Source organism: Nonomuraea sp. NPDC049709 (assembly GCF_040674815.1).
Taxonomy (GTDB): domain Bacteria; phylum Actinomycetota; class Actinomycetes; order Streptosporangiales; family Streptosporangiaceae; genus Nonomuraea.
This window is the reverse complement of the sequence record NZ_JBFANM010000171.1, coordinates 1-9,034: the sequence shown is the minus strand read 5'-3', so window position 1 is coordinate 9,034 and position 9,034 is coordinate 1. Positions and strand designations below refer to the sequence as shown.

Genomic DNA, 9,034 nt, shown 5'->3' with positions numbered 1-9,034 from the left:
CTTCGTGCCGGTTTCGAGCGCGAACTGCACGTGGGCCGACAGCTCCTTGCCCCGGTCCCAGGTAAGGGTCTTGCGCAGTTGCTCGGGCAGTTGGGTCATCGACGCCGTCAGGGCTGCGTTCATCGCGATCGCGCCGTAACCGCCGAGCGCGGGGCCGTTCTTCACCGGCGGCGTCTGGCCCCACCCGTCCAGTCGTGGCAGGTGCACCAGCAGCGTGGAGCGGCTGGCGCGCTCCACGAGCGTGCCGATCGCCGACCGGCCGGTGCCGATGATCAGGTCTCCCTCCCAGTGCCCAGGAACGGCGCGGTCGTCGGCTTCAGCCGGCCGCTGGCCGATGACCACCTCTGCGGTGACGTGGCCCTGCGGCTTGTTCCGGGACCTCGAGCGTGGCTCACGCAACGCACGTCCGGTGCGCAGGCAGGCGACCAACTCTCGCTTGAGCGCGCCGCGGCCCTCGATGAACAGGGCCTGGTAGATCGCCTCGTGGCTGATGCGCATGGACTCATCATCGGCGAAGTCGAACCTCAGCCGATGGGAGATCTGCTCCGGGCTCCAGGCCGTCGCCCACCGCCGGTCCTGCCGGTGCGGCTTGTTCAGTCCCTTCCACGCCGGCGGCTCGGGCCCGGCGACGACCGTGCCATCCGGTCTGCGGACGCTCCCGCTCAGGCGCTCCTGCACGTACTCGCGTAGCCGCGGATTCGACACCAACTTGGCTGTCTTGGGGCGCTTGGCCGCCTGCTGCGCCTTCCACTGCGCCACCGTGGCCCGGTACTCCTGCTTACCGCCCCGTGTCGCCGCGTTGCGGCGCAACTCACGCGAGATCGTCCCCGCATCGCGTCCAAGGCTGCGGCCGATCTCCCGCACGCCCTTGCCCTGCGCCCGCAGCAGCGCGATCTCCTCGCGTTCGGCGAATGACAGATAGCGGCCCGAGGGCTCGTCCAGGCGGATCGGCGGCATGCCGCCAGCATGGCGAAACCACCGCACCCCAACCGGCCACGACACGCCAACCTGAAGCGCGGCCTCAACCGTTGTGATCCCCGTCGCGATCAGACGCCAGAAGTCCCGCTGCACGGCGCGCGAGGGCTCAGGCCGACCCGGCGAACGCATCGGTGGCCGCAGCGCCCGGTCCGCCGCCCACTGCCTCCGCGCCCCTTCAGGCACCCGCTCCAGCTTGGTATTCCCGCCCATCGCACACCTCCGTGATCAAGGTGTTGCGACGACCGGTTGAATCCGCCGTTCGAGCCGCGGTCGCTGTGGAACACGGCGCCGGGCTGCAGCAGGCCGGTGCCCGCGGCCATCCGGATCGCGTCCTTGACCAGGCTGGTGCGGTAGTGGTCGGCCATCGCCCAGCCCAGCACCGCCTTGCTGCGACAGTCGATCACCGTGGCCAGGTAGAGGAAGCCCTCCCAAGTGCGGACATAGGTGATGTCGCCGACCAGCTTGAGGCCCGGACGTTCGGCGGTGAAGTCACGGCCGACCAGGTCGGGAATGCCGCGGAAGTCGCCCTGCACGGTCGTGGCCGGCCGGAACGCCCTCACCTGAGCCGGGACCAGGCCCTGCTCCCGCATCAGGGCGCGCACCAGCTCGGCCGAGCAGTGCTCACCGCGACGGGCCAGGGCCGCATGCACCCGCCGGTAGCCGTAGGTCTCGTGCGAGCCGGCGAAGATCTCGGCGACCAGCGCGGCCAGCAGCGCGCGGCGTTGCGCGGCGGCCGAGGCCGGCCGCCCGCGCCACTCGTAGTAACCCGAGCGGGACACGCCCAGCCAGGCGCACATCCGCGCGATCTTGTGGTGGGCCTTCTCCGCGTCGATCAGCTCGTACTTGGCGAGCGTCATCGAGTCTCGGACGCGAAGAAGGCGGCCTTAGATTCAAAGAGTCAAGGCAACACATTGGGCCGGGGTTCGGTAGCCGAGACACTTGCGGGGACGGTTGTTCAGTCGGGCGGCCAGGGAGTCAAGGTCACCTTGGCTGTACAGGCTCAGATCGATGCCTTTCGGTAAGTACTGCCGGATTAGTTTGTTCGTGTTCTCGTTCGTGCCCCGCTGCCACGGGCTGCGCGGTGCCGCGAAGTAGACATCGACGCCGGTCGCTTCGGTCAGCAGCCGGTGGCCGGCGAGTTCCATGCCGCGGTCCCAGGTCAGAGTGCTGAGCAGGCGAGCATCCATCCGTGAGAACGCCTGCTGCAGAGCGGGGATGACCGTCGTGGTGTGACGGCTGGGTAGCGCGATCATGGTCAGGTAGCGGGACTTGCGGTCGACCAGCGTCGCGATCTGACTGTTCTTGGCTCCGATGACGAGATCGCCTTCGAGGTGGCCGAGCTCGGTTCGGGCGTTGGCTGCCTCAGGCCGTTCCTCGATCGGCCGTGCCCCGGTGATCTGGGAACGCCACTGGCCCTTGACCGTGTTCTTCTTGTTCTTGCGGATGGGACGGTGTGTGCGCAGCTTGGTGCATAGCTCACGCGGGATCAGTTTCCACCGGGTCGTGTAGATCGCGCGGTAGATGCTCTCGTGGCTGATCCGCATGACCGGGTCGCTGGCGTGCATCAGCCGCAGATGCCCCACGATCTGCTCCGGGGACCACTCGTTGTCGAGCAGTTCGATCACCAGCTGGCGCAGCACCGGGTTGTTCTGCAGGGCGGACGGTTTTGGGCGGCGTGCCTGCTCTTGAGCGCGTTGCTCGGCGGGGAGCGCACGGTACTTCGCCCGGCCGCCGTTGCGGGCGACCTCCCGGCTCACCGTGGATGCCGGGCGGCCGATCGACACGGCGATCGAACGTAGTGAGGCTCCAGCCTCGAGGCCGCGAGAGATCGACTCCCGGTCCTCGGCGCTCAAACGGTCGGCCCGGCGCACCCGCTCGGCCGGCGCGATGCCGCCATGATGCTTCAGCACCGTGAAAACCGACCCCGGAGGCTTGCCCAGGGCCCGGGAAATCACGCTGATGGACTCACCCGCGCGCCACCGCCGCCACAAGTCCTCTTTCATCGCGTCCGACATCCCCGGCCGACCCATCCGAACCACGATCCACCCATCCACTAGCAGTGTTGCGTTGATCGTTTGAATCTAAGCCTCCGATCTTCGCATTCACCCGGTTAGTGCTGATGGTGATCTATCGCGCATGACGGGGCTGCGGGGGTGAGGCCATGTCGGTTCGGAAGACGAGAGGCGGCCAGCGGTTGGATCAGCGGAACTCGACCTCGACACCACGCTCGGAGAAGATCTCCAGGAGGTCGTCCAGTTCGACGTTCGGTCCCCAATACCGCAGGTCGTGGGTGGGCCGGTCGTAACCCGGGACGAGATGCCGGCGGGCCACGTCGGAGTGGTGCCAGACCAGCCGGAACGGGGTGGCGGCGCCCCATCCGCCGTAGAGGCAGTCGTGCAGGGCGTGGAGGTTGCGGCCGAAGTAGCCGCCGGGACCGTTGATCGCCTCTCCGACGGCGCAGTAGAAGGCGTCGATATCGGTGACGAAACGGCCGTCGAGGTGATACGTCGTTCCCGCTGGTTTGTCAGGCAGGCCCCGAGGACGATGACTGGCGGCCAGGCCTGGCCATTCGTGCCGCAGCGGCCGGTCGTAACGTGCCCATAGGTTGGGCTCGACCGGGCCGCCGTCGTACCACGTCTGGAAGATCTCACGGGCGCCGCTCGGCAGTGGCCCCTCCACGCCGCCGTCCAGGGCGATGTCCAGCAGACCGTCGCCCAACCTCGACGCCTGGGCAAAAACGACGGCGGCCGACAGCACCCCGGCCCCTCCGGCGATGCGTCCGTCGCGTTGGACGGCTATGAGGGACGCCGTGATTCTGCGTCCCTCGATGACCCCCGGCAGCGGCGCTTCGGGACGGAAGCCGATCAGCGTCACCGGCCAGACGGGCGCGGCGGGGCGCACACGGAAGACTCCGGCAACGTCCAGGCACTCGCCCAGCTTCTCGTTATCAAGCGCGGACAGGCGAAACCCCGTCCCGTCGGGCTTCTCCTCCGGCAGCCCACACTCCGGGAGCAGCCGGACGTATCCGCGTAAATCGAGGTCCACCAGGCCCTCCCGCACCGCCGACGGGCGTCGGCTGACCACGGTGACGTCGATGAGCTCCTCCTCACACGTGCACCCGTGCTCGTACTCCCAGCACCCGGCGGGCCGCTGCTGCGGCCGGTGAACAGGCGTCAGGGCGATGCTGGGCAGCCACGCCCGCTCGGTCCCCAGATACCGCAGCGCCTCCAGCAGCGGGCCCGCTGGATCGCAGCCGAGCAGGGTGAAGGTCTCGGGGGGAAGTACCGGCTCGGGGTCCACGAAGAGCCCGTCGATGTCGTGGCACACGCCCAGCGTGACGTCCGGCTCACCCACCTCACCGGTGTACTCGTCCAGCAGCAACCACCGGGCGCCCGATAAAGCAGAAGTCGTCATCACGACAGACCTTAACGGCTGGAGAACCGACGGGCACGGCTGAGCGGTACCGGCACTTCGCGGGTATCCATTCACGCCTGCCGTTGAGCTGGGGTCTGGTTTGGGGTAGACGCGCCAGTTTCTGCTGTACGCAGGGATCTTGGGATGGGTCGTCGTAGTTTGAGCTCGTGTCCGGCCCCCAGGAGCTCAGCCGTGAGGAGCTGTTGGCTGCTCTGGACGAGCTGCGGGCCGCGGTCGCGGAGCGGGATGCTGTGATCAGGGCGTTGCTGGCTGAGGTCGAGCAGCTGAAGCGGCGTGCGGGGATGGATTCGTCCAACTCCTCGATGCCGCCGGGTTCGGACGGTCCGGCGTCTCGGGCCAAACGCGCCAAGAAACCGAAGAAGCGCTCTCCCCGGCCGCGCGGTGGGCAAGCCGGGCACGAGGGGCATGCGCTGGCCTGGCGGAGCGATCCGGACCAGATCACCGTCATCGCCCCCGACGCATGCGCCGGGTGCGGCTCCACGCTGGCCGATCTGGCGGGGAAGGTCGTCGCTCGGGTGCAGATGTTCGACACCCCGCCGGTGAAGCTTCAGGTCACCGAGTACCGGATGGTCAAGGTGATCTGCCCGGCCTGCCGGGCGACGACCCGGGCGGCCACCCCGGCGCATCTGGCCGGGCCCTGCTGTTACGGCCCGAACGTGCGCGCCGCGACCGCGTTACTGGCGTGCGCAGGGCATATGAGCATCGAGCGGGCAGCCGATCTGATGGGCGTGCTGCTGGACGCCCCGGTCTCCACCGGGTTCACCGGCGGGTTGGTCAAGCGTGTCGCCGGCCATCTGACCGACTTCGAGACCGCGTTGAAGAAGGCGTTGCGGGCTGCGCCGGTGCTGCACCACGACGAGACCCCCGCCCGCGTCGCTGCCGACGACGCAGATCGGCTGCTGTATGTCTATACCGCCCGCGCCGGCCGGCTGGTCTGGTTCGGCGCCGCCGCGGGCCGCGGCCATGACGCCCTGGACGGATTCGGCATTCTGCCCGGCTACCGGGGCACCCTGGTCCGCGATGACTATGCCGGCTACGCCAAGTACGACAAAGACCTGGCCGGAGTACAACTGTGCTGCGCGCATCTGCTCCGGTCCCTGCGCGGCATCGGCGAGCTGGATGCCGAAGGCAGCCGGGTACAGCGCTGCTGGACCGAGCCGGTCATGAGCGCACTGACCGACGCCAAGGCCGCAGTCGCCAAGGCCCGAGCCGAGGGGGCCACTGCCGTGCAGGCGGAAACTCTGGACAGGCTGCGCACCCGCTACGACGAGGCGGTGGCCTGGGGCATCGCCACCCACGCCCACCGCGACTGGCCCACCGGGCGACATCCCGGCTACACCCTGGCACGACGGCTGCAGACCCGGGCCGCGCAGGTCTGGCGTTTCACCGTCGACTTCGCCGTGCCCTTCACCAACAACCCCGCCGAACAGCCTCAGCGCATGGTCAAACTGCAGATGAAGATCGGCGGCTGCTGGCGCAGCGTGCGCACCGCCGCCCGCTACTGCCTGATCCGCTCCTACCTCGGCACGGCCCGCAACCACGGCATCCACCCACTCGATGCCCTCCGCGATGCTCTGGCCGGAAGCCCGTGGATGCCACCACAAAACGCCTGATCACTCACAGGCGTGAATGGATACCTTCGCGGCCGTGTAGGCCCGCGGGCATTCTCCGCCGTACGGCCCGCTGGCGAGCTGGATCGCCGACGTTCCCACAGCCACTCGGCTCCAAGAACCGCCGACCCTCACCCCACTACAATGTGGGCAAGACCATCAAACGAGAGACCACGCTTGCCGCCCGGCTTGGACAGAATGTCATATGCCTGGCCTCCACAGCACCACCTGTGGGCAGGCTGAGGCGTGGACGAATTCGCCTTCGACCAGGGGCGGGCTGTACCACGTCGAGACCGCCCTTGTGGGGTGTGAGGACATAACCCTCAGCGGCACGAGGCAGCGCCTGAATGCAGGCTGACGAACAGGCGTTGACCAGGAGTGGTAAGACATCGGTGGCGATTCGCATGGAAATCCACACCTGATGGGGGCCGGCTTCGCTGATCGGCTGGTCGCAGATGCTGCACGTGCGGACGGCGGTAGCGCCCCAGACCCCAGGGTCGAGATCATCGAGGTCGAGACAACCGGCGGCGTCCAGACCGGACAGCCGGGGAAACGGCGGACGCAGCTTGTAGTTCCCGTACACGGACCGGGTACTGACCGTACTGCGCCGCAACATTCCGCACCTGGTCAGCTCGTAGGGGAACCAGTGCAGTCGGCGAGAGGTGTACGGGCTGAACTCCTCCAGGCTCGTCATTGCACCGATCTCCGGCGGGATCCTTACCAGGTTGCTCCCATACAGCACGAGATGCTTGACCGCGACCAGCTTGGCGATGGACGGCGGCAATGTCACTATCTCCCGCCGCTCATCCGGGCTCAACACCGCCAGCGGCCGAAACACCTCCCGACCATCTGCGACTGCTTCCTCGATCAAAGCCAACAGATGCCGCCATCCGGCCGCAGAGGTGTCCTGGCGCTCGTCGTGGAATCGGACGTGCTTCGGCTGCTGCGGCCTGAATTGGTCGAAACACTCACATCGATCACGGTCGACCCCTCCGCCAGGTCCTACCGCGTCCGCCCACAGGTTGCCGAAGACCATTCTCGGCTGCTCGCTATCCGCCATAGTGGCCCAAAGGTACGACGTCACCAAGGAGTCCAGCGACCGAAGCGCAGCCAACCATGACGAACATCCACATAACACCGGTCCAGAGCAGGTTCGAAGCGGACTATTGGCCGGTCTGGAACATCTCTTCCGTTCAGAAGTGTCACCACAAGCGAAATGTGACTCTGATCGCGAACAGCCCAGCTTAGAAGCTGCAGCACCTTCCAGCTTGCGCCTGAGCCATGACATTTAGCGACGAGAAGAAGGATCAGTGGTACCCGACGCTCAGGTCGTAGGGCAGGAGAGAGGGGATCAGGCTGGCGCGTAAACCGGAAAGATGCGTTTAGGAGATCCTTTAGATCCGGTGGCTGGGATATGCTCATGATGCCGCCTGGAAATCAAGGGGACAGCGCATCAGCCACTCACCGACCTGGCCCATTGCGATCCTTTGGCATCCGGCTCTCGTATGCCTGCAACATTCTTTTCTAGGTCGGCTTGGTAGCCTTTGACGAGAACGAGCATCCGAGAGTTAGGATCATCTGGACTTAGCGCACTCTCAAGCTCTAGGAATTCTTCGCGCAGTTGTCGCCGAAACTCAATAGCTTCCCAAGTGTCTGGCCAATCACGCAAGGAGGACATGATGTCCTCTTTTTGAAGGAAAGCATGAATAAATCGATCACGCAGCCCCTCTACGTTAGCTCCAGGATTGCTAGCTCTCAGTACTGCGAGTTTTCCTTCAAGGACTCTAACCAGTTGCGGCTTTTCAGTCTGGAACGGTCCGACTTCTGCGATGCATAAAAGGGGGCGGGATTGCGGCCTTGGCAGCACCATCAGCGAGCGCCGCACGAAGTTCCGTGGGATAGTCCTGCAAGGTCTTTATGTGAATAGCAAAGCTCTCGGATATGAAACTTAGTCCGTAACCGCGCACTGCCGCCGCTCGCTCATGCGCATAGGAAATGAGTTCGGCGGCATGATACTCAGGAACCATGAGAAAGTAGTGTTCTATTATCAAGCCATTAAGTACACCTTCAAGTCGACTGGCGTACTTCTTTAGCTTCACAGTGTCGTCGTAAAGCTTTCCTTTTTGCTTATCGGTTCGATGGCGGAGAGTCAGCGAATCTCGATCAGCATAGCATTGATACGCAATACCATCTGTAGAATATCCCTCAATACCGCAATCTCCTCCCATCTCTGCTGGTATGTAGGCAAGCTTTTCTGGAGGGTAGCGGCGTCGGAGTATGTTCCAACATGTTTGCTCAAAAACATCGCCAGGGTCCATTGCAGGCTGACGATCTAGATCCATTTCTTTCCTCACCTCTGCCGTTAGCTCCCTTCTGTTACATATAGCTACGCAGATGGTAATCGTTACATCTAGCGAAGGATAGCCGCTTCTCCACTCAATACAGTGAGCGCACAACATGGGTGAATAGAAGGAAAGCCCGTTCGAACGCCTGCGCCTGCATGGTCGGAGCGACTGTCACACTCCCAGCTAGCCCAGGCTGCAACATTGGGGCGGCCAAGATCAGGGGCGAGTCGTCGGTCTTCTGGACCAAACACCGCCGGCCTGCCGGATGATCGGTGAGTGCTTGGTGTACCCCACGGCTACATCGACCTTGGCACCCAAGCCGAGGAGCGCGTCCGCGTGATCCCCGCCGCCCATCGCTCGAACAGGCGGCAGTCACGAATCTCGGAAACATCATGCCGCCGAAGGCCGACAGGAGGTGGACAGTCGGTATCCACGTCAGGCCGCTCCTGGTTACGGCCAGGCTTCGGGTCCTCGACACGGGGAGCAGTTGAGGCATCATGGCGGTAGACACCAAGCTACGGCCCGGAGAGCGACGGATACACGGCAGCCCGAGAGGGTCCCCGATGCCCGTTAGCCTCGATTCTTCAGCTGGTCGGGGTGCGTGAGTGGCTCCGCGGGTTTCGCCCGTAATGTCCCCGAGGCGGTTGGGGCGGGCCGTCGCATGAC

7 protein-coding genes are annotated in these 9,034 nt (G+C 65.3%); 1 reads left to right on the top strand and 6 read right to left on the bottom strand.

Annotated elements, in window-relative coordinates; translation table 11 throughout:
* The 4 genes from AB0J69_RS60945 to AB0J69_RS60930 form a co-directional block, all read right to left on the bottom strand.
* Window positions 1-957 (bottom strand): IS30 family transposase (locus AB0J69_RS60945; RefSeq protein ID WP_364138354.1); only part of this gene is annotated, 957 nt, incomplete at its 3' end.
* Window positions 958-1,046: 89 nt separating this feature from the next.
* The gene (locus AB0J69_RS60940) at window positions 1,047-1,835 is read right to left on the bottom strand and encodes an IS3 family transposase (protein WP_364138351.1); all 789 of its coding nucleotides are present in this window, start codon (window positions 1,833-1,835) and stop codon (window positions 1,047-1,049) included.
* Window positions 1,836-1,868: 33 nt separating this feature from the next.
* Window positions 1,869-2,981, bottom strand: a complete 1,113-nt coding sequence (locus AB0J69_RS60935) for an IS30 family transposase (protein WP_364138348.1) — start codon at window positions 2,979-2,981, stop codon at window positions 1,869-1,871.
* A gap of 196 nt (window positions 2,982-3,177) precedes the next feature.
* Window positions 3,178-4,392 (bottom strand): barstar family protein, encoded by a 1,215-nt coding sequence (locus tag AB0J69_RS60930; RefSeq protein ID WP_364138345.1) that lies wholly within the window; start codon window positions 4,390-4,392, stop codon window positions 3,178-3,180.
* A gap of 167 nt (window positions 4,393-4,559) precedes the next feature.
* Between AB0J69_RS60930 and AB0J69_RS60925 the strand changes: the two genes are divergently transcribed.
* Entirely contained in the window at window positions 4,560-6,026 is a 1,467-nt protein-coding gene (locus tag AB0J69_RS60925) for an IS66 family transposase (RefSeq protein WP_364138342.1), read from the top strand.
* Between the two features lie 136 nt (window positions 6,027-6,162).
* On the opposite strand, the gene AB0J69_RS60920 is transcribed toward AB0J69_RS60925, so the two are convergent.
* Both AB0J69_RS60920 and AB0J69_RS60915 read right to left on the bottom strand, forming a co-directional pair.
* On the bottom strand, window positions 6,163-7,059 hold the full coding sequence (locus tag AB0J69_RS60920; RefSeq protein WP_364138339.1) for a hypothetical protein: 897 nt from the start codon (window positions 7,057-7,059) through the stop codon (window positions 6,163-6,165).
* Window positions 7,060-7,825: 766 nt separating this feature from the next.
* Window positions 7,826-8,377 carry a hypothetical protein gene (locus AB0J69_RS60915; protein ID WP_364138336.1) on the bottom strand — a complete coding sequence of 184 codons (552 nt, stop codon included), beginning with the start codon at window positions 8,375-8,377 and terminating at the stop codon, window positions 7,826-7,828.
* Between the last annotated feature and the right edge of the window lie 657 nt (window positions 8,378-9,034).

Excerpts from the sequence above, each read along its gene's own strand:
- AB0J69_RS60930 (WP_364138345.1), bottom strand. The coding sequence starts at position 4,392 with ATGACGACTTCTGCTTTATCGGGCGCCCGGTGGTTGCTGCTGGACGAG.
- AB0J69_RS60920 (WP_364138339.1), bottom strand. The coding sequence starts at position 7,059 with ATGGTCTTCGGCAACCTGTGGGCGGACGCGGTAGGACCTGGCGGAGGG.
- AB0J69_RS60940 (WP_364138351.1), bottom strand. The coding sequence starts at position 1,835 with ATGACGCTCGCCAAGTACGAGCTGATCGACGCGGAGAAGGCCCACCAC.
- AB0J69_RS60935 (WP_364138348.1), bottom strand. The coding sequence starts at position 2,981 with ATGAAAGAGGACTTGTGGCGGCGGTGGCGCGCGGGTGAGTCCATCAGC.